General features: G+C 64.8%; 20 protein-coding genes. 10 read left to right on the top strand and 10 right to left on the bottom strand.

Going from position 1 to position 26,006, the window contains the following annotated elements:
• The first annotated feature begins 17 nt into the window (after positions 1–17).
• From TSA1_RS34390 to TSA1_RS34365, 6 genes are all read left to right on the top strand, one after another.
• Positions 18–1,568 (top strand): AMP-binding protein, encoded by a 1,551-nt coding sequence (locus TSA1_RS34390; protein ID WP_100180183.1) that lies wholly within the window; start codon positions 18–20, stop codon positions 1,566–1,568.
• 414 nt (positions 1,569–1,982) lie between these two features.
• Positions 1,983–3,581 (top strand): ABC transporter substrate-binding protein, encoded by a 1,599-nt coding sequence (locus tag TSA1_RS34385; RefSeq protein ID WP_100181498.1) that lies wholly within the window; start codon positions 1,983–1,985, stop codon positions 3,579–3,581.
• Positions 3,582–3,708: 127 nt separating this feature from the next.
• Positions 3,709–4,656: an ABC transporter permease gene (locus TSA1_RS34380; protein ID WP_100180182.1), complete on the top strand. Its 948-nt coding sequence runs from the start codon at positions 3,709–3,711 to the stop codon at positions 4,654–4,656.
• 9 nt (positions 4,657–4,665) lie between these two features.
• A complete protein-coding gene (locus TSA1_RS34375; RefSeq protein ID WP_100180181.1) occupies positions 4,666–5,559 on the top strand; it encodes an ABC transporter permease in 894 nt (297 codons plus the stop codon).
• Positions 5,559–6,566, top strand: coding sequence for an ABC transporter ATP-binding protein (locus TSA1_RS34370; RefSeq protein ID WP_100180180.1), 1,008 nt, complete (start codon positions 5,559–5,561; stop codon positions 6,564–6,566). The genes TSA1_RS34375 and TSA1_RS34370 overlap by 1 nt, the downstream gene beginning before the upstream one ends.
• A complete protein-coding gene (locus tag TSA1_RS34365) occupies positions 6,563–7,558 on the top strand; it encodes an ABC transporter ATP-binding protein (RefSeq protein ID WP_100180179.1) in 996 nt (331 codons plus the stop codon). The genes TSA1_RS34370 and TSA1_RS34365 overlap by 4 nt, the downstream gene beginning before the upstream one ends.
• Here the strand turns inward: TSA1_RS34365 and TSA1_RS34360 are convergent.
• The gene (locus tag TSA1_RS34360) at positions 7,553–8,329 is read right to left on the bottom strand and encodes a hypothetical protein (protein WP_100180178.1); all 777 of its coding nucleotides are present in this window, start codon (positions 8,327–8,329) and stop codon (positions 7,553–7,555) included. The two genes, TSA1_RS34365 and TSA1_RS34360, sit on opposite strands and share 6 nt — an antisense overlap.
• Positions 8,330–8,465: 136 nt before the next feature.
• Here TSA1_RS34360 and TSA1_RS34355 point away from each other — a divergent pair, with 136 nt between their 5' ends.
• Positions 8,466–9,041, top strand: a complete 576-nt coding sequence (locus TSA1_RS34355) for a hypothetical protein (protein ID WP_245448489.1) — start codon at positions 8,466–8,468, stop codon at positions 9,039–9,041.
• A gap of 5 nt (positions 9,042–9,046) precedes the next feature.
• On the opposite strand, the gene TSA1_RS34350 is transcribed toward TSA1_RS34355, so the two are convergent.
• From TSA1_RS34350 to TSA1_RS34320, 7 genes are all read right to left on the bottom strand, one after another.
• A complete protein-coding gene (locus TSA1_RS34350) occupies positions 9,047–11,035 on the bottom strand; it encodes an acetyl/propionyl/methylcrotonyl-CoA carboxylase subunit alpha (protein ID WP_100180177.1) in 1,989 nt (662 codons plus the stop codon).
• The gene (locus tag TSA1_RS34345) at positions 11,032–12,648 is read right to left on the bottom strand and encodes an acyl-CoA carboxylase subunit beta (RefSeq protein ID WP_100180176.1); all 1,617 of its coding nucleotides are present in this window, start codon (positions 12,646–12,648) and stop codon (positions 11,032–11,034) included. Before TSA1_RS34345 ends, TSA1_RS34350 begins: the two co-directional genes overlap by 4 nt.
• A 97-nt stretch (positions 12,649–12,745) precedes the next feature.
• Complete coding sequence (locus TSA1_RS34340) at positions 12,746–13,612, bottom strand: beta-keto acid cleavage family enzyme (RefSeq protein WP_100180175.1); 867 nt, start codon at positions 13,610–13,612, stop codon at positions 12,746–12,748.
• 198 nt (positions 13,613–13,810) lie between these two features.
• Complete coding sequence (locus tag TSA1_RS34335) at positions 13,811–14,611, bottom strand: helix-turn-helix domain-containing protein (protein ID WP_100180174.1); 801 nt, start codon at positions 14,609–14,611, stop codon at positions 13,811–13,813.
• Between the two features lie 235 nt (positions 14,612–14,846).
• On the bottom strand, positions 14,847–15,503 hold the full coding sequence (locus TSA1_RS34330) for a glutathione S-transferase family protein (protein WP_100180173.1): 657 nt from the start codon (positions 15,501–15,503) through the stop codon (positions 14,847–14,849).
• On the bottom strand, positions 15,503–16,666 hold the full coding sequence (locus tag TSA1_RS34325) for an acyl-CoA dehydrogenase family protein (RefSeq protein WP_100180172.1): 1,164 nt from the start codon (positions 16,664–16,666) through the stop codon (positions 15,503–15,505). Before TSA1_RS34325 ends, TSA1_RS34330 begins: the two co-directional genes overlap by 1 nt.
• Positions 16,667–16,790: 124 nt before the next feature.
• Positions 16,791–17,927, bottom strand: a complete 1,137-nt coding sequence (locus TSA1_RS34320) for an acyl-CoA dehydrogenase family protein (protein ID WP_100180171.1) — start codon at positions 17,925–17,927, stop codon at positions 16,791–16,793.
• A 267-nt stretch (positions 17,928–18,194) separates the two neighbouring features.
• Between TSA1_RS34320 and TSA1_RS34315 the strand changes: the two genes are divergently transcribed.
• Together TSA1_RS34315 and TSA1_RS34310 are read left to right on the top strand one after the other, a co-directional pair.
• Positions 18,195–19,745 (top strand): acyl-CoA synthetase, encoded by a 1,551-nt coding sequence (locus tag TSA1_RS34315; RefSeq protein ID WP_174719201.1) that lies wholly within the window; start codon positions 18,195–18,197, stop codon positions 19,743–19,745.
• Between the two features lie 84 nt (positions 19,746–19,829).
• Positions 19,830–21,053, top strand: a complete 1,224-nt coding sequence (locus tag TSA1_RS34310; RefSeq protein WP_100180169.1) for an ABC transporter substrate-binding protein — start codon at positions 19,830–19,832, stop codon at positions 21,051–21,053.
• Positions 21,054–21,120: 67 nt separating this feature from the next.
• Here the strand turns inward: TSA1_RS34310 and TSA1_RS34305 are convergent, their stop codons facing one another.
• Positions 21,121–22,653, bottom strand: a complete 1,533-nt coding sequence (locus TSA1_RS34305; RefSeq protein WP_245448488.1) for a glycosyltransferase family 2 protein — start codon at positions 22,651–22,653, stop codon at positions 21,121–21,123.
• A gap of 52 nt (positions 22,654–22,705) precedes the next feature.
• Positions 22,706–23,476, bottom strand: coding sequence for a helix-turn-helix domain-containing protein (locus TSA1_RS34300; RefSeq protein ID WP_100181496.1), 771 nt, complete (start codon positions 23,474–23,476; stop codon positions 22,706–22,708).
• Between the two features lie 186 nt (positions 23,477–23,662).
• Between TSA1_RS34300 and TSA1_RS34295 the strand changes: the two genes are divergently transcribed.
• Positions 23,663–25,924 (top strand): marine proteobacterial sortase target protein, encoded by a 2,262-nt coding sequence (locus tag TSA1_RS34295; protein ID WP_100180168.1) that lies wholly within the window; start codon positions 23,663–23,665, stop codon positions 25,922–25,924.
• Positions 25,925–26,006 lie beyond the last annotated feature (82 nt).

The raw sequence follows: 26,006 nt of genomic DNA, 5'->3' as shown, positions 1-26,006 counted from the left end.
TCCAAGCCGGAGGATAGATGTACACAGGTCACCAAGCCCGCCTGCGCCCGCTGCAGCCCGCCTTCATCATGGCCTCGACCGGCGAGGCCGTCACCTATCGCGAGCTCGAAGCGCGCAGCAACCGGCTGGCCCATCTCTTCCGCAAGCACGGCCTGAAGCGGCTCGACCATTACTCGATCTTCATGGAGAACAATTCGCGCTACCTCGAGGCCTGCGGCGCGGGCGAGCGCTCCGGACTGTATTACACCTGCATCAACTCCTTCCTGACGCCGGGCGAGCTCGCCTATCTGCTCGTCAACAGCCAATCAAAGATCTTGATCACGTCGGTGGCGAAGCTCGACATCGCCCGCGAGGCGATCCAGGCTTGTCCCGACATCAGGCTCTGCATCGTCGCCGACGGCCCCGGCGAGAGCGAGCGCATCGTCGGCCTTGCGGACGTGACCGCGGACATGCCGGCGACACCGATCGCCGACGAATGGCTCGGCACCGCCATGCTCTATTCGTCAGGCACGACAGGGCGGCCGAAAGGCATTCTGCGTCCGCTGCCGGAGGAGCCGCCGAAGCACAATCTGCCGCTGTTCGATTTCCTGACCAAGCTCTGGCACTACCGCGAGGGCATGGTCTACCTCTCGCCGGCCCCGCTCTATCACTCCGCGCCGCAAGCCGCCGTGAACCTCACGATCCGCATGGGCGGCACCGTGATCATCATGGAGAGTTTCGATCCCGAGCGTTACCTCGAGCTGGTTCAGCGCTGGGGCATCACGCACACCCAGCTGGTGCCGACGATGTTCTCGCGCATGCTGAAGCTGCCGGAAGAGGTCCGCAAGCGCTACGACCTGTCGTCGCTGGAGATCGCGATCCACGCCGCCGCGCCCTGCCCGGCCCTGGTCAAGGACGACATGATCAAATGGTGGGGGCCGATCATTCACGAATATTACGGCGCCACCGAAGGCCTCGGCTTCACCGCCTGCAACAGCGAGGAATGGCTGAGCCACCGCGGCACCGTCGGCAAGGTTCTGCTCGGCGACCTCCACATTCTCGACGAGAACATGAAGGAATGCCCGATCGGCACGCCCGGTCAGGTCTGGTTCAAGACGGGCTCGCCCTTCGAATATTTCAACGACCCGGAGAAGACCAAGGAAGCGCGCTCGGCCGACGGCAGCATGAGCACCGTCGGCGATGTCGGCTATGTCGATGCCGACCGCTTCCTGTACCTCACCGACCGCGCGACCTTCATGATCATCTCCGGCGGCGTGAACATCTATCCGCAGGAATGCGAGAATCTCCTGATCACCCATCCGAAGGTGGCCGACGCCGCCGTGTTCGGCGTGCCCAATGCCGATCTCGGCGAGGAGGTGAAGGCGGTGGTGCAACCGATGCCCGGCGTCGTGCCGGACGCGGCGCTCGCCGAGGAGCTGATCGCGTTCTGCGCCAAATCGCTGGCGCGGCAGAAGGTGCCGCGCTCGGTCGATTTCGAGAAGGAGTTGCCTCGGCTGCCGACGGGGAAGCTGTACAAGCGCCTGCTGCGGGACCGGTACTGGGGCAACAAGGCGTCGCGGATCGTGTGAGGGGCGTCCGTCCAGTCGCGCGAGATGCCTCCATACAAAAGGTGTCATCCCGGGGCGCGACGAAGTCGCGAACCCGGGATCCATAACCACAGGAAGTGGTTATCGCGCGAGCAGACAACTCCGAGACTTCGCAAAACTCCTTCCTGTGGCTATGGATCCCGGATCTGCGCGCGCTTCAGGCGCGCTTGTCCGGGACGACGGCGGAAATTTTCGGCGCGACTGCGCGCAACATCGATGCCAGGAACCATCTCTTCGCACCTGCACTCTCACATTGGGAGACGATGAAAGACTTGCGGCCTTGCGTCATCCGAATTGTCGAGGCTGCATGCGACCTTACCGGGGTTGCCTCCCCTGACTTGCGTGCTATCGTCAGCTCAAACAGGCTGCAAAAGCCGATGTCCAGGGAGGATGAGCATGCGGAGCGTGTGGGCGCTCGCCGCAATGGCGGCGCTATCTGTGCTAACGGCCTCAACCGCCACGCTCGCCGGCGAGCCCAAGCAGGGCGGCGTCCTGCGAATGTATCACCGCGACAGTCCGGCCAACGCGTCGATCCTCGAAGGCGCCACCTATTCGGTCAACGTGCCGTTCATGGGGGTCTTCAACAATCTCGTCATCTACGACCAGCACATCGCGCAGAACAGTCCTGACACCCTCAGGCCCGAGCTGGCCGAAAGCTGGTCCTGGAGCGGCGACAACAGGAAGCTGACGTTCAAGCTGCGCCAGGGCGTCAAATGGCACGACGGCAAGCCGTTCACCTCGGCCGACGTCAAATGCTCCTTCGACCTCCTGATGGGCAAATCGCAGCAGAAGCTGCGGCAGAATCCACGCAAGGCCTGGTACAGCGAAGTCAACGAGATCACGACGAACGGCGATTTCGAGGTGTCCTTCGACCTGAAACGGCCGCAGCCCTCGCTGCTGGCGATGCTCGCGTCCGGCTATACGCCGGTCTATCCCTGTCACGTCTCGCCGGCCGACATGCGCACCCATCCGATCGGGACCGGCCCCTTCAAATTCGTCGAGTTCAAGGCCAATGAATCGATCAAGCTGACGCGGAATCCCGACTATTGGAAGAAGGGCCTGCCCCATCTCGACGGCATCGAGTACACGATCATTCCGAACCGCTCGACCGCGATCCTCGCCTTCGTCGCCGGCAAGTTCGACATGACCTTCCCGACGCACATCACGATCCCGCTCCTGAAGGACATCAAGTCGCAGGCGCCGAACGCGACCTGCGTCGTCGAGCCGACCAACGTGTCGACCAACATCATCGTCAATTCGAGCTCCGCGCCGTTCGACAACATCGATATCCGCCGGGCGATGGCAATGGCACTCGACCGCAAGGCCTTCGTCGACATCCTGTTCGAAGGCCAGGCCGATATCGGCGGCACCATGCTGCCGCCGCCTCAGGGCATCTGGGGCATGCCCAAGGACAAGCTCGAGACCATTCCGGGCTACGGCCCGAACCTGAATGCGAACCGCGAGGAGGCGAAGAAGCTGATGCAGAAGGCGGGCTACGGCCCCGACAAGCATCTGGCGGTGAAAGTCTCGACGCGCAACATCGCGGAGTATCGCGACCCTGCCGTGATCCTGATCGACCAGCTCAAGAGCATCTATATCGACGGCGAGCTCGACGTCGTGGAGACCGCGAACTGGTTCCCGAAGGTCGCGCGCAAGGACTACATGCTCGGCCTCAACCTGACCGGCAATTCCGTCGACGACCCCGACCAGTCCTTCTACGAGAACTATTCCTGCGGCTCGGAACGGAACTACACCAATTACTGCAACAAGGAGATCGAGAAGCTGTTCGACGTGCAGTCGCAGGAGACCGACATCGCCAAGCGCAAACCGCTGGTGTGGGAGATCGACAAGAAGCTGCAGGAGGACGTCGCCCGTCCGATCATCTTCCATGCGCGGGCCGGCACCTGCTGGCAGCCTTATGTCAAGGGCGTCACGATCATGTCGAACAGCTCCTATAACGGCTTTCGCTACGAGGATGTGTGGCTCGACAAGTAGTGCGGCAGGCTGAAGGCTTTGGGATTTTGGTGTCGAGCATGATCTTGCCGGAAAACCGCCGCGCACTTTGCGCTAGCGCGGCCCTTCGGGTCCGGATCATGTTCTAGCGGCTCGCGGAGGGCGAAGGATGTTTGCCTATCTGGTGCGACGCCTGTTCCTGATGCTCGTGACCCTGTTCGGGATATCGATCGTCATCTTCCTCTTGCTGCGCATCGTGCCCGGCAACATCGTCGACATCCTGTTCGCCGCCGCCGGCTATGTCGATCCCGCCGACAAGGCCAATCTGGAGAAGGAGCTCGGCATCGACCAGCCGCTGATCGTGCAATATTGGCACTGGATCAGCGGCTTTGTGCGGGGCGATTTCGGCTACTCCTACGTCTCCGAGAAGCCTGCGCTGCAGGAAATCCTGCCGCGGATTCCGATCACGGCACGGCTCGCCGGCCTCGCGCTGCTGTTCTCGGCCTCGATCGGCATTCCGCTCGGCGTCATCAGCGCGGTGAACCAGGGCACGCGGCTCGATTACACGCTGCGCGTCATCAGCCTCAGCGGCCTGTCGCTGCCATCGTTCTGGCTCGGCCTGCTCATCCTCACCGCATCGGTGGCGATGTTCGGCCAGATGCCGATCTTCAATCCGAATCCGCAGACCTGGCTCGAAGCGTTCGCTACCTACGCCGTCCCGGCCGCCGCCGTCGGCTTCCGCAGCGCCGCGCTGACCATGCGTATCACCCGCTCCTCGATGCTGGAGGTGTTGCGTCAGGACTATATCCGCACCGCACGCGCCAAGGGCGCGTCCGACGCCGCCGTGAACTACCGGCACGCGCTGAAGAACGCGATCCTGCCCGTGATCACCGTGATCGGCATCGAGGCGGCGTTCCTGATCGGCGGCCTCATTGTGACGGAGACCGTGTTCAACATCCCCGGCGTCGCCCGCTTCCTGGTCGAGGCGATCCGGTGGCGCGATTATCCGATCGTGCAGAACCTCGTGATGCTCATCGCCGTGGTCGTAGTGGTCGCGAACTTCACCGTCGATATGCTCTACGCGGTGTTCGACCCGCGGATCAGGTACACGGATTAGGAGAGCTGTTTGGCCGCAATCGACTACGATCTCGAACTCCGGCGGGCCGGCGCCCATGCGACCGGCGGGTGGCGGCGCGTGCTGTTCCTGGCGCAGCGGCATGTGCTGGGCGCCGCTGGCCTCATCATCATGACCGTGTTCGTGTTCACGGCCATCTTCGCCGATTTCATCGCGCGCTATGATCCCCTGACAATCGATTCGGCGCGCGCACTCGCTCGTCCGAGCTGGGCCCACTGGATGGGGACAGACTCGTTCGGCCGCGACGTGTTCAGCCGCATCATCCACGGCGCGCGGATCTCGCTCGCGGTCGGCATCGGGTCGACCGCGCTCGGCGGCACGATCGGCGTCATCGTCGGGCTCACCTCCGGCTATCTCTCCGGTTGGGTCGATCTCGTCTTCCAGCGCGTTTCCGACGTTCTTCAGGCGCTGCCGCTGCTGGTGCTCGCCCTGATCATGACGGCCGCCCTCGGCCCGTCCCTGCCGAACGTCATCATCGCCATCGCCATTCCGCTGATCCCGACGGTGTCGCGCGTCATCCGAGCCAACACGCTGGCGCTGCGCGAGCTGCCCTTCGTCGAAGCCGCCAAGTCGATCGGCATGAGCGAGGTCCGCATCGCGCTTCGCCATGTGCTGCCGAACACGCTGGCGCCGCTGATCGTGCTCGCCACCGCCCAGCTTGGCTCCACCATCCTCACTGAAGCCTCGCTCTCCTTCCTCGGGCTCGGCATTCCCGAGCCTTATCCGTCGTGGGGCCGAATGCTCTCGGAATCCGCCGCCGAATATGTCCGCACGGCGCCCTGGCTCGTAATCTTCCCGGGCATCGCCATCAGTCTCGCCGTGTTCGGCGCCAATCTTTTCGGCGACGCCCTGCGCGACATTCTCGATCCGAGGCAGCGCGGCTGATGGCTGACAAATCCGATCTCGTGCTCGATGTGAGGAACCTGCAGACGGTGTTCTTCACCAACTCGGGACTCTTCAGGGCCGTGGACGACGTCTCCTTTACCGTGAAGCGCGGCGAGACGCTGGCGATCGTCGGCGAATCCGGCTGCGGCAAGAGCGTCACCGCGCTGTCGCTGATGCGGCTGGTGCCCGATCCGCCCGGCCGAATCGTCGGCGGCTCCATCTCGCTCGAAGGCACCGATCTGCTGGCCCTGGATGAGGCGGAGATGCGCGCGGTCAGGGGCAACCGCATCTCCATGATCTTTCAGGAGCCGATGACTTCGCTCAACCCCGTGATGCGGATCGGCGACCAGATCGTCGAGGCGGTGCGGCTGCACCGGAAGCTGTCGAGCAAGGAAGCCGGCGATGTCGCCGTCGAGATGCTGCGGCTGGTGCGCATCCCCGAACCGGCGCGACGCGCGCGCGAATATCCGCATCAGCTCTCCGGCGGCATGCGCCAGCGCGCGATGATCGCGATGGCATTGGCCTGCCGGCCCGCGCTGCTGATCGCGGACGAGCCGACCACCGCGCTCGACGTCACCATCCAGGCGCAGATCCTGGCGCTGATCCTGGATCTTCAGAAGGAGCTCGGCACCGGCCTCGTGCTGATCACCCATGATCTCGGCGTCGTCGCGCAGACCGCGCAACGCGTGATCGTGATGTATGCGGGGCGGAAGGTCGAGGAAGCCAGCGTCGAGGCGCTGTTCGCAGCACCCAAGCACCCCTACACGCGCGGGCTGATGGCCTCGATCCCCGTCGTCCCCACCCCCGGCATTGCCGCGCCGGCACGACTGAACGAGATTCCCGGCACCGTGCCGTCGCTGGTGCGGCTGCCCAGGGGGTGCGCCTTTGCGCCGCGCTGCAAGCTCGCCATCAAACGCTGCGAGGCCGAATATCCGCCGCTGGCGGATTGGGGCGGCGGCCATCTTGCCGCCTGCTGGCGCGCGGAAGAAGTCGCGGAGGTGGCATGACCGAGGTGTTGCTCGAAGTCACCGACCTCAAGAAACATTATCCGGTGCGCGCCGGCGTGCTGCGCCGGCAGGTCGGCACCGTGCACTCGGTCGACGGCGTCTCGTTCTGCCTTCATGCCGGCGAGACGCTCGGGCTGGTCGGCGAGTCCGGTTGCGGCAAGTCGACGGTGGCGCGCAGCGTGCTGCGGCTGGTCGAGCCGACCTCGGGCCAGATCCGCCTCGATGGAAAGGATATCACCCACCTGTCCAAGACGGCGCTGCGGCCGCACCGCCGCTCGATGCAGATCGTGTTTCAGGACCCGTTTGCCTCGCTCAACCCACGCATGACCGCCGGCGACATCGTCGGCGAGCCGCTTGCCGTGCACGGGCTCGCGAGCGGCAAGGAGCTGGAAGCGCGCGTGGCAAGGCTGTTCGAGCAGGTCGGCCTGCGGCCCGACCAGATGCGCAATTTCCCGCATCAATTCTCCGGCGGCCAGCGCCAGCGCATCTGCATCGCGCGCGCATTGGCGCTGGGGCCGCGCCTGATCGTCTGCGACGAGCCGGTGTCCGCGCTCGACGTCTCGATCCAGGCGCAGGTGATCAACCTGTTGATCGACCTGCAGCGGCAGCACGGCTTCTCCTATCTCTTCATCGCGCACGACCTCGCCGTGGTCGCCCATATCAGCCACCGCGTCGCCGTGATGTATCTCGGCCGCATCGTCGAGATCGCCGGCAAGGACGAGCTATTCCGCAACCCGCGCCATCCCTATACGCAGGCCCTGCTCGCCTCGGTGCCGATCGCAAACCCGCTGGCGAAGAGGCTTACGCCGCTGGTCGACGGCGACGTGCCGAGCCCGGTCAATCCGCCGCCGGGCTGCGCGTTTCACACCCGTTGCCGGTTTGCGATGGAGCGGTGCAAGACGGAGCGGCCGGCCTTGCTGGAGACGGGCGACGGGCATCAGGTGGCGTGTCTGTTGAACGAGGGGACGGGACGGAGCAACACGATCTCATAGGAGCTCCTGGCCTTGATATGGGTAGGAGATCGTGCGATCGCGCAACGCCCGGACCACCGGCCACGCCGCCATCGCGGCGGCGAGATGCTTGAGAGTGTGGCCCGAGACAATGTGCGCTGTCGCGTCGAACACGATCACATCGCCGAGCTCGAACAGCTTCGCCAGCACATAAAAGAAGATCACGCCGCCGAGCGGCACACCGAGCGCACCGGGCCGGGGACGCGTCAACGCCAGCCCCACGGCCAGCGCCATGCCGCCGAACTGCACGACCACCCATGGCGTGAGATTGTCGCGCGCGACCCAGGCCGCCAGCAGGCCCGCGATCATCATCAGGACCAGCACCGCCTCGCCGGCGCGGACGCTGATACGCTCGCTGGCGGCAATGCCCAGGAATCCCGCAAACGCCACGGCCATACCGAGGCGGTCGGCCACAAGCCGTTGCGGCATGTCGGGGTCCAGATGGTAGAAGCCCGAGCCCAGGCAGGTGAGGATCAACCCTACGAAGAACCAGCTGGCACCGACGGGCGCATCATGGCGGGCGCGCAGCCGCTCCGAGCCCCAGACGCCCATCGCGAGGAAGGCGAGATTACTGAGCACGTCGCCGGCGTTGGGCACGCCAAGCCAGGTGCGGCCATCGACGAAGTGCGGGATGTGCCAGGCGACGGCGGGCAGCGGGGGCGCCAGACATGCCGTCAGCGTCAGGACGGCGATCGCGCCGACCAGGTAGCCTTCGCGGGCTTGCAGCACCCCGAACGAGAGCCGGCGGGGCATGGACGGGAGTGCGGCGGCGTTCGCTCGGGTGGGGTCATCGGGGCGCATCGAAAACTCCGGAATTGAACAACGTTCAATATTCATAGGCGATAATTGAACAAAGTTCAATATAGATGTTGATCGCGTGCCGTCGGATATGAATCCCATTGAAATCATGCAGAATTCCGGCCGCGAGCCTGAGACGGCGGACGGGAGCGAAAGACTTGCTTGTGAGTTCGCCCACACAGGCTCGAGCCATTCGGTGTCAGGCTTCCTGTGTCTCGATCGACGCGCGCCCTCTAACGGAATGGATCCGATGATGCCTCTGTCCAGACCTCTGACCGTTCTCTTCGGCCTCCTTTTCACGTCAGCCAGTTGCACCGTCGCCCGCGCGGAGACGATCGACGTCTCCGACAATCACGGTGGATCGGTCGCCGCCTACAACGCGCGCTGGACCGAGCTCGCCCGCCAGGGCGTGAATGTCCGCATCGTCGGCCCCTGCCAATCCGCCTGCACAGTTCTGCTGGGCCGGATTCCCCGCGGCCGGATCTGCGTGACACCGGAGGCAAGCTTCGGATTCCATCTTGCGCACCGGGCTGACGCCACGACGACGCTGCGTCGCGCCTACGCGGCGGACATCACCTCCTGGATCAATGCCCATGGCGGCCTCACCCAGGATTTCATCTGGATGCGGGCGCCGGACACCTACCGGTACTTCAAGAAATGCTCGTAGCCGTCTCACGCGGCAGGCGAAGCAACCTCGATCTCCGCGACGATCCTGCCCGTGGTGACCTGCTCGCCCTCGGCGACATCGATCGCGGCGACCACACCGTCGATGCCGGCCTTGTGGACGTGCTCCATCTTCATCGCCTCCAGCGTCATCACCGGCTGACCGGCGGCAACGCGGTCGCCCGGCTTGACCAGCACGGCGACGACGCGCCCGTTCAGGGCGGCGCGCACCTTGCCGTCGCCGCCGTTGCTTGCGGCGGCTTTCGGCGCGGCGAGGGTCAGGTCGATCACCGCGAGCGGAATGCCGCGGTGCTGGAGGTAGAGCCGATCGCCGTCGCGCAGGAATTTCGCGTTGTCCATCACGCCATCGTGGCGGAAGCGGATCGTATCGGCGTCGAGCTGATCGATCTCGAACCTGTCCTGACGATCGGCGGCGGCGACAACGTAGCTGCCGTCGCGTTCGCGCGTGATTTCGAGCTCCAGCGCCTGGCCGGCGATCTCGATCTTCGCCGGCAGCGGGAAGGTTGCCGACAGGCTCCGCCCACTCTGCCATGCAGGTGCACGCGGATTTGTGACATAGAGCAGCAAGCCGGCCAGCGCCGTGTCGAATGCCGCATCCGCCCGCGGCGCCAATAGTTCGTCGCGGTGGGCGCCGATGAAGGCCGTCGTCGCCTCGCCCCTGGCAAAGCCGGGGTGACGCAGACACGACATCAGGAACGACTGGTTGGTGGTCACGCCCAACGCGGTGAGCTGCTCAAGGCCGACGATCAGCCGCCCCCTCGCCTCTTCGCGCGTGGTGCCATGGCTGATCACCTTGGCGATCATGGAATCGTAGAACGGAGGAATCTCCGCTCCCGATTGCAGCGCGTGCTCGACGCGGATGCCCTCCGGTACCTGCCAGCGCGCCATGCGGCCGGACTGCGGCATGAAATCGTGCATCGCATCTTCCGAGCAGAGACGGACCTCGATGGCGTGGCCGGAGAACTTGATGTCCTGCTGCCTGATCGGCAGCGCCTCGCCGCGCGCGACGCGCAGCTGGAGCTCGACCAGATCGAGTCCGGTGATCGCCTCGGTGACGGGGTGCTCGACCTGGAGACGCGTGTTCATCTCCATGAAGTAGAATTCACCACTCGCGTCGAGCAGAAACTCAAGCGTGCCGGCGCCCTCGTAGCGCAGTGCCTTGACCGCGGCGACCGCGACCTCGCCCATTTTCGCGCGCAGCTCAGGCGTCACGGCGGGCGACGGCGCCTCCTCGATCAGCTTCTGGTGGCGCCGCTGCACCGAGCAATCGCGCTCGCCGAGATGGATGGCGTTGCCATGGCTGTCGCCGAACACCTGAATCTCGATGTGCCGCGGGTTCTGGATGGCGCGTTCGAGGATGACGGTGGGATCGCCGAACGCGGCCTTGGCCTCCGACCGCGCACTGCGCAGCGCATCCGGAAACGAAGCGGCGTCAGCGACCAGCCGCATCCCGCGGCCGCCACCACCCGCGACCGCCTTGATCATCACGGGAAAGCCGATCTTTCTGGCCTCCCCGAGCATGACCTCGTCGCTTTGGTCTGCCCCCTGATAGCCGGGCACGCAGGGTACGCCGGCCTTCTTCATGATCTCCTTGGCGCCGGCCTTGTTGCCCATCGCCTCGATCGCCTGCGGCGACGGACCGATGAAGACGAGGCCGGCATCCTTGCAGGCTTGCGCGAAGTCCTCGTTCTCGGCGAGGAAGCCGTAGCCGGGATGCACGGCATCCGCGCCGCTCGCCTTGGCCGCCGCGATGATGGCGGGAATGTTGAGATAGGATTGCGCCGGCAGGGCTTCGCCGATGCGCACGGCCTGATCTGCTTGCTTGACGTGGAGTGCATCGCGATCGGCATCCGAATAGACCGCGACGACGCCAAGGCCGAGCTGCCGCGCGCTGCGCATGACGCGTAGTGCGATCTCGCCGCGGTTGGCAACCAGAACTTTGAAGAACGGGTGGTGTTGCACTGATCCGTTCCTCATGGGCGAGCCACCGAAAACTGCATCCGCTGCGGCGTGCGCGCATCACCCTCGCGGCAGATCGCGAGCACTTCGGACAGTACTGCGCGGGTATCGCGCGGATCGATCACGCCATCGTCGAGCACGCGGGCGCTGGTGGAGAAAACGTCCATCTGGCCGTCGAATACGCCGATGATCTGCGCCTTCATCGCGTCGAGCTTTTCCTTCTCGACCGGCTTGCCGCGGCGCGCGGCAGCGGCCTCGGTCACGATGGCCATGGTCTCGGCCGCCTGCTCGCCGCCCATCACGGCAGTCTTGGCATTGGGCCACGAGAAGCAGAAGCGCGGGTGGAAGCCGCGGCCGCACATGCCGTAATTGCCGGCGCCGAACGAGGCGCCGCAATAGATGGTGATCTGCGGCACCGTCGCCGAGGTCACGGCCTGGATCATCTTGGAGCCGTGCTTGATCATGCCGGCTTCCTCATAGGCCTTGCCGACCATGTAGCCGGTGGTGTTGTTGAGATAGAGGATCGGCGTGCGGGTCTGGCAGCAGGCCTGGATGAAATGCGTCGCCTTGTTGGCGCCGGCGGGATCGAGCGGCCCGTTATTGGTGATGATGCCGATGGCCTGGCCCTCGATGCGGGCGTGGCCGCAGACGGTTGCCGGGCCATAGTTCGGCGCCATCTCGGTGAAATCGGAATCGTCGACGATGCGCGCGATCACCTGCTTCATGTCCACGGGGCGCTTGTGGTCCATCGGCATGATGCCGAGCAGCTCGTCCTGGTCGTAGCGCGGCGGCTTGAATTCCGGCGCCACCCGACCCGGCCGCTCCCATTGCAGCGCCGCCATGATCTCGCGGGCGATGCGCAAGGCATCACGGTCATCCTCGGCGAGATAATCGCCGAGGCCGGACACCTGTGTGTGCATCTCGGCGCCGCCGAGCTCTTCCTCGGTCGCGATCTCGCCGGTCGCGGCCTTCAGCAGCGGCGGCCCGGCAAGGAAGGCGCGGGTGCGACCGCGCACCATGACGATGTAGTCGGACAGGCCCGTCTGATAGGCACCGCCAGCGGTCGACGAGCCATGCGTCACCGTGACGACCGGCAGGCCCGCTGCCGAGAGCCGTGCGAGGTTGCGAAAGATGTTGCCGCCGCGGACAAAGTCCTCGACGCGGTAGCGCAACAGATTGGCTCCGGCGCTTTCGACCAGCTGGACGTAGGGCAGCTTGTTCTCCAGCGCGAGCTCCTGCACACGCAGCGTCTTGTCGAGGCCGAAAGGCTGCAACGCGCCGGCGTCGATGCCGGCGTCATTGGCGCTGACCATGCAGCGGATGCCCGAGACGAAGCCGATGCCGGCGATGACGCCGCCACCAGGCACGCTCCTGGCCGCATCCGGCACGTCGAACATGTAGCCGGCGAGCGTGGACAATTCGATGAAGGGCGCGCCGGGATCGAGCACCAGCGCCACGCGCTCGCGCGGCAGCAGCTGGCCGCGCTTGTGGAAACGGTCCTTTGCCGCCGCCGACGCCGCGCGCGTGCGCTCCTCCAGCGCGCGCATGCGGTCGATCAGGCCGAGCATGCCGTCGCGATTGGCGTGGTAGGCGGCGCTGCCGGGGGAGATGGTGTTTTCGAGAATGGACACGGTTTACTCCGTCATTCCGGGGTGATGCGATAGCATCGAGCCCGGAATCCCGAGGTTCCGGGTTCGCGCTTCGCGCGCCCCGGAACGACGAGGATGTTCAGCGATTCGTCCCAAAGATCTTCCGCGCCTCGGCGGGGCTTGCGATCTCGCGGCCGGCACGGCGCGCGCAGGCAGCGATGGCCTCGATCAGCTGGCCGTTCGACGTCACCTTCTTGCCGTCGGCGAGATAGAAGGCGTCTTCGAGGCCGGTACGCAGATGGCCGCCGAGCTCGGCGCAGCGCTGGTGTAGTGGCCAGATCTCTTCGCGGCCGATGGCGGTGACCTGAAACTGCGCTTCCGGCCGCTTCAGCTTGATCAGGATCGGCAGCAGTTCAGGGTCGGCAGGCATGCCGGAGGCGACGCCCATGACGAAATTGTATTCGAGAGGTCCTTTGTACATGCCGACCTGGTGATACATGCCGACGCAGCGGACGATGCCGACGTCGAAGCACTCGAACTCCGGAATGGTACCGACCGCGTTCATGACGTCGAGATAGTCCTTCACCTTCTCGACCGCGTTGTCGAACATCATCGGCGGCCAGGCCCAGGTGTTGTCGGACTTCACCTTCAGATAATTCAGCGAGCCGGCGTTGCAGGCGGCGATCTCCGGCTTGGTTTCGCGGATACAGTCGAGCGCGCCGGAGTAATTCGGCCCCGATACGCCGGAGGTGTGGTTGATGATCACGCCGGGGCAGGCTTCGCGGATCGCCTGCTGAATCTCCTTGCTGACAGCGACCTCCCAGGACGGCAGATGTCCCTTGCCCGGTGCCTGCTGGCGCAGATGGATGTGCATGATGGACGCACCGGCATCGAACGCAGCCTTGGCCTCGCGCGCCATCTGCTCGGGCGTCACGGGCACGTTGTGCTGCTTCGGATCGGTGAGCACGCCATTCAGCGCGCAGGTGATGACGGCCTTGTCGCTCATGCCAAAAATATCTCGCACGTTGAGAATTCAACGGCTGCGATCATGTGATGGGTGGCATGCGGCTTCTTGCGCGGAGAAGCTGAAGACAGGACGAGCTTTCGTGGGGTGGGCAAAGCGAAGCATGCCCACGTCTTTACCCGTTTCCGAGAGGTGGTGGGCACGGCGCAAGCGCGCCCTTGCCCACCCTGCGAGAGCGAGCTAGCTCGCCTCGGCGAGCCGCACCGTCTCGGTGCTGCGATAGATCGCAAGATCCCGCGAGCCGACGAAGATCGCGCGCGGCTTCAACCCGTAGAAGCGACGGATCGAGTGGCTGAAATGGGTCGAGTCGGGATAGCCGATGTCCTGCGCGAGATGGGCGAGGTTGAGATCCTGGTTGGCGAAGTGTAGCAGATGCCGCGCACGCTTCCAGGCGCGGAAGGAGCGGAACGAGATGCCGGTCTCCTCCTTGAACAGATGCAGGAAGCGCGAGGCCGAGAGGCCCGCTTCGGCCGCGCACGTGTCCGCCGTCACCGGCTCGCCGGAGAAGCGCCCGATGCGCGCAACCGCGCGCATCACGCGAGGATCGAGCACACGGCGCGGCAGCGCCTCGCCAAAGCACATCTCGTCGAACTCGGCGGTGGTGATGTCGCCATAGCGACGCTGGCGCAGCAATGTGTAAGCGGCAAGGATTTTTCGGGCGTAGACGGCCTGATCGGGCCCGGTCAGCCGTTTGGCCAAAGCCTCGATCACGCCATCCGGCATGCTCTCGGGCTCGAGCGTCACGCTGATCGCGGTGCGATAATCGCTGGCGATGGAATGCCGCTGGTTCGGCAGGGTGACGAACAGCTCGCCGGTGGCGAGGGCGTCGTCGATGGTCAGGTGCAGATTGCCCTTCACCGCCACATAGACATGGCAACAGCCCGGGGTTCGCTTGCGGGGGCGACCGAGCAGGCCCGCGTAAAACACCCGCTCCGGCGTGATCAGCATCAGATGGTCGGATTCGCGACCGTTATATTCCATTGGGCTCCTCCTCGCGCGGCTCTCTGGCCGCTGCGGACGGAGGTCACCTTAGCGGAAATTTGGGCGCTGTCACGACGGGATAGCGCTGTCATGGACGCGCAAAAAAACGTCGTTCCGGGACGGCCAAAGGACGGCCCCGGAACCTCTCGCTACGACTTCGAGCTTCTCGGGTGCGCAAATGCGCACCCGAGTCCGCGCTATTGCGCGCCGCGGAATGACAGCCTCCCTTATTTCCTTACGCCCTCACTCTCGGCGCAACATTCTGCTCCGCGCCGGCCTTCCGCTCCGCAGCAACCGCGCGCTTGAAGCCCTCGCGCTGCTGCAACCGCGCCCAATAGGCTGCGACATTTGGCCCAAAATCCTTGGCGAGCCCGATATTGTCGGCCAGCCGAAGCGCATAACCGATGACAATGTCAGCGGCGGTGAAGCGGCCGGCGCACAAGGTTTCGGCATTCGCCGTCGCTGCCTCGACGGCGCGCAGGCGTCCCAGGAACCACTTCGCATAGTCGGTGGCGACCTGCGGATTGCGCCGCTCCTCCGGCTCGAGCTGGGTGTATCTGAGCACCAGCGTCTGCGGAAAGGTTAACGTGGCATCGCTGAAATACATCCAGTTCAGGAACGCGCCATAGGCGGGATCCGCGACGTCCACCATCAGGGGCGTCGGGGCATATCTCGTGCCGAGGTAATGGCAGATGCCGGAGGACTCCGTCATCTTCGTCTCGCCGTCGACCATGAAGGGGATCGTGCCGAGCGGATTGATCGCCAGATATTCCTTGGCAAAGACCCGCGGCGGGAACGGCAGCATCTTCAGCTCATAGGATAGCCCCATCTCCTCCAGCATCCAGAGCGGACGGAACGAGCGTGCGGCGTCGCAGTGATAGAGCGTGATCATCAGGAGCTTCCTTTGCTGCCGGGCAGCGTACCCATCATCTTGCACAGGACCATCAGCATGACCTCGTCGGCGCCGCCGCCGATCGAGGTGAGGCGGCTGTCGCGATAGGCGCGGCTGACCGGCGTCTCGTTGGTAAAGCCCATTCCGCCCCAATACTGCAAGCAGGCGTCGGTGAGCTCGCGTCCGAGGCGGCCGGCCTTCAGCTTGGCCATGGTGGCGAGCCGCGTCACGTCCTCGCCGGCGACCAGCTGCTCCGCGGCGCGATAGATCAGCGCGCGCAAGAGCTCGACCTCGGTCTGCATCTCCGCGAGCTTGAAGTGCACGACCTGATTGTCGAGGATGCTCTGGCCGAAGGCCTTGCGGTTGCGCGTGTATTCGATGGTCTGCTCGATGATGTATTCATGCGCCTTCAGGCAGGCTGCCGCGCCCCAGAGCCGCTCCTCCTGGAACTGGATCATCTGGTAAGTGAAGCCCTTGCCCTCCTCGCCGATCCGGTTGCGCTTGGGCACGCGGACATTGTCGAAGAAAATCTGCGCGGTGTCGGACGAGCGCATGCCCATCTTGTCGAGCTTGCGGGCGATCGTGACGCCCTTGCTCTTCATGGGCACGCAGATCAGCGATTTGTTGCGATGGACGGGGCCGTCGCCGGTGTTGGCGAGCAGGCAGATCCAGTCGGCCTGGGTGCCGTTGGTGATCCACATCTTGCCGCCATCGATGACGTAATCGTCGCCATCGGAGCGCGCCTGCGTCTTGATCGAGGCGACGTCAGATCCCGCGCCGGGTTCGGAGACACCGATGCAGGCGACGAAATCGCCCGCGATCGACGGCGCCAGAAATTCGCGCCGCACCTCGTCCGAGCCGAACCGCGCCAGCGCCGGCGTTGCCATGTCGGTCTGCACCCCGATCGCCATCGGCACGCCGCCGCAGGTGATGGCGCCCAGCTCCTCCGCCATCATCAGCGCATAGGAATAGTCGAGACCGGAGCCGCCGAATTCGACCGGCTTGTTCAGCCCGAGGAAGCCGAGGCTGCCCATTTTCTTGAACAGCTCGTGCGCCGGGAAGATGTCGGCCTTCTCCCAGTCATCGACGTGAGGATTGATCTCGTTGGCGATGAACTTTTGCAAGCTGCGGCGGATGTCGTCGTGGTCGGCGGTGAATAGCATTTTGCCCTCTCGTCATTCCGGGGCATCGCGCAGCGATGAACCCGGAATCCATTTCCCTACGGTGTCTGGAGCTCGATGGATTCCGGGCTCGACGCTTCGCGTCGCCCCGGAATGACGGCGTCCATCACAACCCCATCTGCCGCGACGCCAGATCCTTCATGATCTCCTCGGTGCCGCCGCCGATGGCGTTGACCTTGACCTCGCGGTAGATGCGCTCGGCCTTGATGCCGCGCATGAAGCCGGCGCCGCCGAAGATCTGCACGGCCTCCGAGGCACAGAACGCCATGGTCTGCGTCGCCTGGTTCTTCATCATGCAGATTTCCGCAACCGGGCTCTCACCCTGCTCGAGCCGCCAGGCCAGCATCTCCAGCATCGCTTGCGAAGCTGCCACCTTTTGCGCCATGTCCACGATCTTGTGACGGATGACCTGGTGCTGGGCGAGCGGTTTGCCGAAGGTCTTGCGCTCCTTGGCGTAAGCGATCGCCTCGTCGAGACAGACACGGGCGAAGGCGGTGCAGCCTGCCGCCATGCCCATGCGCTCACTGTTGAAGTTCTGCATGATGATCTTGAAGCCCTGGCCCTCTTCGCCGATCAGATTTTCGGCCGGCACGCGGCATTCGTCGAAATGCAGCGTCGCGGTGTCGGAGGCCCACCACCCCATCTTCTTCAGTTTCGTCCTGGTCAGGCCGGGCGTGTCGCCCTCAATCAGCAGCAGGCTGACGCCGCCGGCACCTTCGCCGCCCGTGCGCACGGCTACGGTCAGGTAATCGGCACGCATGCCTGACGTGATGAAGGTCTTCTCGCCGCTCACGACGTAGTGATCGCCGTCGCGCCGCGCTTTTGTGGCGAGGTTGGCGACATCGGAGCCGCCGCCGGGCTCGGTGATCGCAAGCGCCGAGATCTTGTCGCCCGACAGCACCTGCGGCAGCACGCGGGCCTTCACCTCGGAGCGTGCGGCCCGCGCGATCGGCGGCGAGCCGATGGTGTGGCTCATCAGGCTGGCGCTGACGCCGCCGGCGCCGGCTCGCGCCAGCTCCTGGCTTGCCACGATCTTCATGAACTGGTCGGCGGCGATCCCGCCATACTCCTCGGGAAATCCCAGCCCCAACAGGCCGATCTCGGCCGCCTTGCGATAGAGCACGCGCGGGAATTCGCCGGCCTCGTCCCACTCATGGGCGAACGGGGTGATCTCCTTCTCGACGAAGCGGCGCATGACGTCGCGGAAGGCGTCGTGCTCGGCGGTATAGAACGGGCTCATCATGGCACACTTGCCTTCCGGGGCGGATTCGTCGCGGCAACCATGGCTGGAACCTTGGCGGCTCACTTGCGCGGAGTGGCTGACTGGAGCGGAGGCCCCTGGCGTGGAAGCAGCCTAGCAACTCAACGCAAGACGATTTTCCCCGCACGCAGGCCAACTCTGGCGCAAAAAAACGTTGCTGCACAGACTCCGGCTGGCCTCAGGGCCACGCCGGGCATGGTGCACGGACAACAAGAAGGCGGGCGGCAAAAGACCGCCGAGGGAGGAATTTTGGCCGTTCGTTATTACGACTGGATCATTCACCATGGCCGCCGCACACCTGACAAGGTCGCGGTGATCGACCTCGCGAGCGAGCGCCGCTTCACCTATTCGCAGCTCGATGGCCGCGTCTCACGCCTCGCCTCGTTCCTGCGCCACTCACTCAATGTCGCTCGCGGCGACCGTGTCGCCGTGCTGGCGTTGAACACGACCGATACGCTGGAGGTGCAATTCGCCTGCGGCCGCCTGGGCGCGATCTTCGTGCCGCTGAACACCCGCCTCACCGTTCCCGAGCTCCAGTTCATCACCGGCGACTGCGCGCCGAAGGTGATGATCCACGATACCGATCTCGCCGAGACGGCGCTGAGCGTGGCAAGACTCTGCAACATCCCGACCAGCCTGCTGCTCGGCCCCGGCGGATCCTACGAGGCCGGCATCGCGGCGGCCAAGCCGCTCGCCCGCGCCGAGGAGGTCACGCTCGATGACGTCTCCACCATCATGTACACGTCGGGCACCACGGGCCATCCGAAGGGCGCCACCATCACCCATGGCATGACTTTCTGGAATTGCGTCAATCTCGGCGGGCCCGCCTGCATCGGACCGTCCTCGGTGCTGCTCACCGTGCTGCCGCTGTTCCACACCGGCGGGCTCAATTGCTACACCAATCCGGTGCTGCACGCCGGCGGCACCGTGATGATCATGCGCGTCTTCGACCCCGGCATCGCGCTCGGCCTGATCAACGATCCCGCGCAAGGCATCAACGTGTTCTTCGGCGTGCCCGCGATCTACCAGTTCATGGCGCAACACCCCGCCTTCGCGACGACTGACCTCTCCCGCCTGATCGTCGGCGGTGTCGGCGGCGCCCCGATGCCGGTGCCGCTGCTCAAAGTGTGGGAAGCGCGCGGCGTCGCGCTGCAGCAGGGCTACGGCATGACCGAGACCTCGCCGGCCGTGCTGGTGCTCGACCGCGAGGATGCGGCTCGCAAGGCCGGCTCCGCCGGCAAGCCCGTGCTGCACACCGAGGTGCGCATCGTGCGGCCCGACGGCAGCGATGCCGAAATCGGCGAGCTCGGCGAGCTCTGGGTGAAGGGCCCGAACATCACGCCGGGCTACTGGAACAGGCCGGAGGCGAACAAGACCTCCTTCACCGACGGCTGGCTGCACACCGGCGATGCGACGCGCGTCGACGAAGAAGGTTTCTACTACATCGTGGACCGCTGGAAGGACATGTACATCTCCGGCGGCGAGAACGTCTATCCGGCCGAGGTCGAGAACGTCCTGCACCAGCTCAACGCGATCGCCGAAGCCGCCGTGATCGGCGTCCCTGATGCGCAATGGGGCGAGGTCGGCCTTGCCATCGTCGCGGTCAAGCCCGGCCAGAAGCTGACCGAGGCCGACGTCTTCGCGCATTGCACGGCCAATCTGGCGCGCTTCAAATGTCCACGGCAGATCCGCTTCGTCGACGCGCTGCCGCGCAACGCCACCGGCAAGATCCACAAGCCGACCTTGCGCAAGGAATTCTCGGTCGCCTCCGAGGTCGACAAGAAAGTCGCCAACGCCTGACCGGAGCGCCCCTCGCGGGCGCTTTTTTGTTTTTGACGTGCCTGCCAACCCAGAAGAAACCCAAAGAAACCCCAAGGAATTTCCATGAAGAACAAGAAACTCGCCCTGCTCGCCGCGGTAACCGCCCTGACAGTGCTCTCCACCCAGGGCGCTTTCGCGCAGAAGAAATACGACACCGGCGCCAGCGACACCGAGATCAAGATCGGCAATGTCGAGGCCTATTCCGGTCCCGCTTCCGCCTACGGCATCATCGGCAAGACCGAGGAAGCCTATCTCAAGATGATCAACGACCAGGGCGGCATCAACGGCCGCAAGATCAACTGGATCTCCTATGACGACGGCTATTCGCCACCCAAGACCGTGGAGCAGGTCCGCAAGCTGATCGAGAGCGACGAGGTGTTCCTGGTGTTCAACGCGCTGGGCACCCCGACCCAGACCGCCGTGCAGAAATATCACAATGCCAAGAAGGTGCCGCAGCTGTTCCTCGCTACCGGCGCCAGCAAGTGGAACGACCCGAAGAACTTTCCCTGGACCATGGGCTTCCAGCCCAGCTACCGGGTCGAGGCGCGGATCTTCGCCAAGTACATTTTGCAGACAAAGCCTGACGCGAAGGTCGCGATCTTCTATGCCAACGACGATTTCGGCAAGGACTACGTCGCCGGCATCAAGGAGATCTTCGGCGCCAAGGCCTCTTCGCTGATCGTCGCCGAAGAGAGCTACGAGACCACCGAGCCGTCGATCGATTCCCACATCGTCAAGCTGAAGGGCACCGGCGCCAACGTCTTCGTCAACATCTCGACCCCGAAATTCGCGGCCCAGGCGATCAAGAAGATCGCCGAGCTCGAATGGAGGCCGATGCATGTCATGACCGACGTCTCGATCTCGATCGGCGCCGTGATGAAGCCGGCGGGCCTCGACGCGTCGGAAGGCGTGCTGTCCGCCGGCTATTTGAAGGATGCGGCCGATCCGCAGTGGAAGGACGACGAGGGCATGAAGAAATTCATGGCGTTTGTCGGCAAGTACATGCCGGGTGCGGACATCACCGACACCAACCTGGTCTACGGCTATGCCGCCGCCCAGACGCTGGTGCAGACCTTGAAGCAGTGCGGGGACGACCTGACGCGCGAGAACGTGATGAAGCAGGCCGCAAGCCTGAAGGATTACGCGCCCGACACGCTGATCCCCGGCATCAAGATCAACACCAGCCTGAACGACTTTGCTCCGATCGAGCAGCTCAAGATGATGCAGTTCAAAGGCGGCAAATGGGACCTGTTCGGCGACGTCATCAGCGCCGAAACCGGGGGCTAGCTCTCCTCACGGGCGGAGCCGCTTCCCTGGGGAAGCGGCTCCGCATCGGTGTGAAGGCCATGCCATCTCAATCCGGCTTCAGCGGACCGGCGACAACTCGGCTTTGCTGGCCCGGCTCGGACTGAATCGAAGACCCGGTGTCCCGGCTCACCTCGATCGATTCCACGGCAAGGCCGAGGCGGCGGGTATCACCGATGCCCCTGAGCAGGGGGCACGACCACGCCAGAATGGCGGTGCCTGAGGCCGGCAGATCGAGTTCGATCGTGTAGACGTCGGCCCCGATTGCGATCGCGGCGCCACCCACGCGTGCACCATCGAGATAGAAGTGCGGACCGATCTCGCGCAGCGATGCGCGCAAGGCCGGGCTTCGAATCCGAACGATGTTGCGACCTTCGCTGCCCCGGATCCGAACGGCGGCCTGCGGCTCGCTCCAGCGGAAGCTGTGTCCCGCCGACGATTCGAGCGCATGGAAACCGGCTTGCCCGAGAACGCGATCTCCCAGGAATCTCGCCGCGGGCCCGGCCTGGCCGCGAAGGCGACGGATGCATTCAAGCCTCTGCAGATGGATCAGCGAGGCGATGTAGCGCCTCATCCATTTCGCGATCGCTTCGCTCGACCCGATCAGGATCAATGCGCTCAGGCCGGCCTGCGCCTGCATCACCGCCAGGCGCGCAGCGAGGCGCGCCGGAAGATCGCCGCATAAAGCAAGTGTACCCCATTGCCAGAACGCGCGCAGTTTTTCGCCAGGCCGCTTCCAGCCTCGGCCCGCGAGGCTGTAATGCGCGAGCGCATTCATCGCCGCACGCGCGAGCGATCGGTCGAAACCCACCCATTCGACCCATTCGACCGGCACTTCGAGCAGCTCGCTGCCGGGATCGCGGCGCGCCTCGCCGAGATAGCGGATCTCGCCCTCAACGAAATCGAGCGTGAACGTCTTCAGCTCGCCGATCTCGCCGATGTAATAGTGGTGGAAGCGTGCCTCTTGCAGATAACCGATGGTATGGCCTCTCGCGTGATAGGCCGCAGCCAGAACCCATTCGGCGAAATGACCGAGCTCCTTGCGCAGGCCCCCGCATTCCCAATAGACGTCACGCCGCGTCACGAAGCACTGATCGAGCACCTTGCGCCAGGGATGCTGCGTCATGCCGAACTCGATGTCGGCCTGGTACATCGCAGCCTCGGCTTTCGAGAGCCGATTGTGGCAGATCGGGATCGAATGGCAGGAGAAGCCGGCCCAGTCGGGATGAAGCTCGATGGCACGGATGCACTGCTCGATCACGTCGGCCTCGGGCCAGCAATGCGACTCCGTGAAGAACAGATGGCTGCCTCGGGCTTTGGTTGCACCGAATGCGCACAGACCGATGTCGTGCTCGGAATCGGTGAACTCGAGGCGGGCTTCGTCGCCGGCCAGCGCCTTCAACTCCTCGCGCCCCTTGAACTCGGGCGGCACGACCAGGATGATCTCGTAGAGGGACTTGTCCGCGGTCTGTGAGGTCCAGCCGAGCCAGGACTGCTCCCATTGCCCGCGGTGATATTCGAGCGGGATGATGATGGAGAACAGCGGTGATCCGCCGCCATGTCGCGCGGGCACGTCCTGCATGGTTGATCCTTATAGACGCATGCGACGCCGCTGCAGGACTATTTCTTGCGGACTATAGCGTCAAAAACAGCGCGAAAGGCTCTTCCACCGTGCGACGCAAATGTTTTCGATACAGGGCATGGTTGGCATCATCCGCTGCAATCCGCCCCAATGTCGGCTTCGGAACGTTCCGGAGCGGCACATAGGCGATCGGTGCCGCGATGGGCGTGAGCTGCGAGCCGGGGCCCGCGCGCAGCGTCGAGATGATGCCGTACATCTCGCCGGACACTGTCGGCCGTGACACCGTGATCACCCGGTGCTGGCCGTGCTTGATGATGACGAGATAGATGAAGCCGGACTGATGAGGGACGGCGACCTCGCCGGTATGCTCGTAGGCCGCGTCGGTCCGGTCGCCCTCGCGGAAAACCAGTGAGGAGACCTTCGGCTCCCAGACGATCTCGGTGCGGTAGGCGAAGATGGCGTCCTTGTCGCCGAACGATGGCCGCAACGTGATGTAGACGTCCTCGATCCAGGTCACGGCGCGATGCGCATAGGAGCCGAGACTGTCGGGAGCGACGTCATTGGCGGGCTGAGGCGCCACCACGACGGGGCTCTTGCGCAAGGAAACGCCCAGCGCCTGCTCAAGCCGGACCGTCGTCGCCAGCGTGAACGGCCGCCGGCCGCCGAGCACCTTCTCCAGCGTCGACAGGCTGAGCTTGGCCTGCTCGGCCAGCATCTGCCGGGAGATCCGGCGCCTCGCAAGCTCCTCGCGAATGGTCTCCGCGATCTCGCGGCTCTGCTCGTCCGAAAGCTGCTTGTCGGTGAATTTGTCCTGCGTCTGCATCATTGGCCCTGCCTTGGGAGGGCCATTCTAGCAGGCCGGACAAACCAGCACAAAACCGCACATGGCCGCCCCGGCTTTGGTGCTCCCGGCCGGCCATGGCGGAACATTGCCGATCATTCTGCTCGCGACATCGGGCCCTCCCGGCGAATGCTCGGAGCCAGCAAACGTCCTTCGGGAGCAAGCCAAATGGACACCTACGACACAGCCGACATCGACGATCATCCCGTGTTGAGGGGGCTGATCAAGCTTGGATTGTTTCTTCTCGCGCAGGGCGTCGCGGTGATGCTGATGGCCTTCGTGGCCCTGCTCGTCAGCTTCGGGACGAGCTGGTCGGCAACGACCGATCAGGCCAGCCTGCTCCAGCCCGGCGATGCATGGTCCGGCACGCTGCTCCTGAAGGACGACGGCGTCACCACGGAGGCGATCCGCCTCGGTATCGACGTCGACGTCACGGTATCGGGCCCGACTCTGCGCGCCCGGGTCACACAGATCTTCCGCAACCCGACCAGGGATTGGGTCGCGGCAACCTATGTCTATCCGCTCGCGACCGGCGGCGCCGTCGATACGCTGAAAATGGTGGTCGGCGATCGTATCATCGTCGGCGACATCAAGGAGCGTCAACAGGCGCGCGTGATCTACGAGGAAGCGCGCCGCGCCGGTCAGAAGGCCGCGCTCACCGAGCAGGAACGGCCGAACATCTTCACCAACTCGGTCGCCAATATCGGTCCCGGCGAAACCGTGCTGGTGCAGATCGAATATCAGGAGCCCGTGCATCAATCCGGCAACGAATATTCGCTCCGTCTGCCGCTGGTGGTCGGACCGCGCTACAATCCGGCGCCGATCGTCCAGAGCGTCGACTTCCGCAAGGACGGATCGGGCTGGGGCGCGGCGACCTCGGACCCGGTGCCGGACCGCGACCGCATCTCGCCACCCGTGCTTGATCCCGCCAAGACTGCTCCGGTCAATACGACCACCATCACGGTGCACCTGAAGGCAGGCTTCGTGCTGGGCGAGGTCAAGAGCTCCCATCATAAGGTCAAGATCGAGAGTCCGGACAACATGGCACGCGTCGTCACGCTCGCCGACGGCGTCGTCCCCGCCGACCGCGACTTCGAGCTGACCTGGAAGCCCGCCGCCGAGAAGGCGCCGTCGATCGGCCTGTTCCGCGAGCATGTCGGCGATTCCGATTATCTGCTCGCCTTCGTCACCCCGCCCAGCGCCGAGCAGACGACACAAAAGCCGCTGCCGCGAGAGGTCGTGTTCGTGATCGACAATTCGGGGTCGATGGGCGGCACCTCGATCGTCCAGGCCAAAGCGAGCCTCACTTACGCGCTGTCCCGCCTTCAGCCGGCCGACCGCTTCAACGTCATCCGCTTCGACGACACCATGGACGTGTTGTTTCCAGCTTCCGTGCCGGCAGACGCCGCACATGTCGGCGAGGCCACCTCGTTCGTGAGCGCATTGCAGGCGCGCGGCGGCACCGAGATGGTGCCGGCGATGCGCGCCGCGCTGGCCGACAAGCTCGGCGACAGCGCGATGGTTCGCCAGGTCGTGTTCCTGACCGACGGCGCGATCGGCAACGAGCAGCAATTGTTCGAAACCATCACGGCGATGCGCGGCCGCTCGCGCGTCTTCATGGTCGGCATCGGGTCGGCGCCCAACACCTATCTGATGACCCGTGCGGCCGAGCTCGGCCGTGGCGCCTTCACCCATATCGGCTCCGTCGAGCAGGTCGAGGAACGCATGCGCGGCTTGTTTGCCAAGCTCGAAAACCCGGCCGTGACCGGCCTCTCCGCGAAATTCTCGGAGGCCAAGGCCGACGTCACGCCTGCGATCATTCCCGACGTCTATCGCGACGAGCCGCTGGTGCTGGCGGCGAAGCTCGACAAGCTTGCAGGCTCGCTCGAGATCAAGGGCCGCGTCGGCGACCGTCCATGGTCGGTGACGCTGCCGCTGCAAAATGCCGCCGAAGGCAAGGGCCTGTCGAAACTCTGGGCCAGGCGCAAGATCGGTGACGCCGAGGTGGCGCGCACCATGCGGGAGCTTACGCCGGAGGAGGCCGACAAGGCGATCCTGGCGCTGGCACTCGACCACCAGATCGTCACGCGCCTGACCAGCCTTGTCGCCGTCGACAAGACGCCGAGCCGCCCCGAAGGCGCAGCCCTCAAGCTCAGCGAATTGCCGATCAACCTGCCCGCCGGCTGGGATTTCGAGAAAGTGTTTGGCGAGCGCCCGCAGCTCCCAACGCAATTGCGCGAGCGCCATGCGGATGCGGCGACTTCACCGGCCGCGCGGCGTCCGGCGCCTGCCGCGCCCGATGCGATCCGGCTACCCAAGACGGCAACCTCGGCCGAGCTGAAGATGATCGCGGGTCTGATCCTGATCGCGCTCGCCCTGATCCTGTTCGTGTTCAACCGGCGTCGGCCCTTGCTCACCGACGCTGCTTGAGAGAGGAGCTTCCCCGAACTCCTCTGTTTAGCGCGCGCGGTCGCCCGTCCCGTACACAACGGCCGCGCGCGTCTTTTTTGGG

The sequence above is a fragment of the Bradyrhizobium nitroreducens genome, from assembly GCF_002776695.1.
Taxonomy (GTDB): domain Bacteria; phylum Pseudomonadota; class Alphaproteobacteria; order Rhizobiales; family Xanthobacteraceae; genus Bradyrhizobium; species Bradyrhizobium nitroreducens.
Note: the sequence above shows the minus strand (reverse complement) of the source record. Positions and strands in the feature narration are given on the sequence as shown.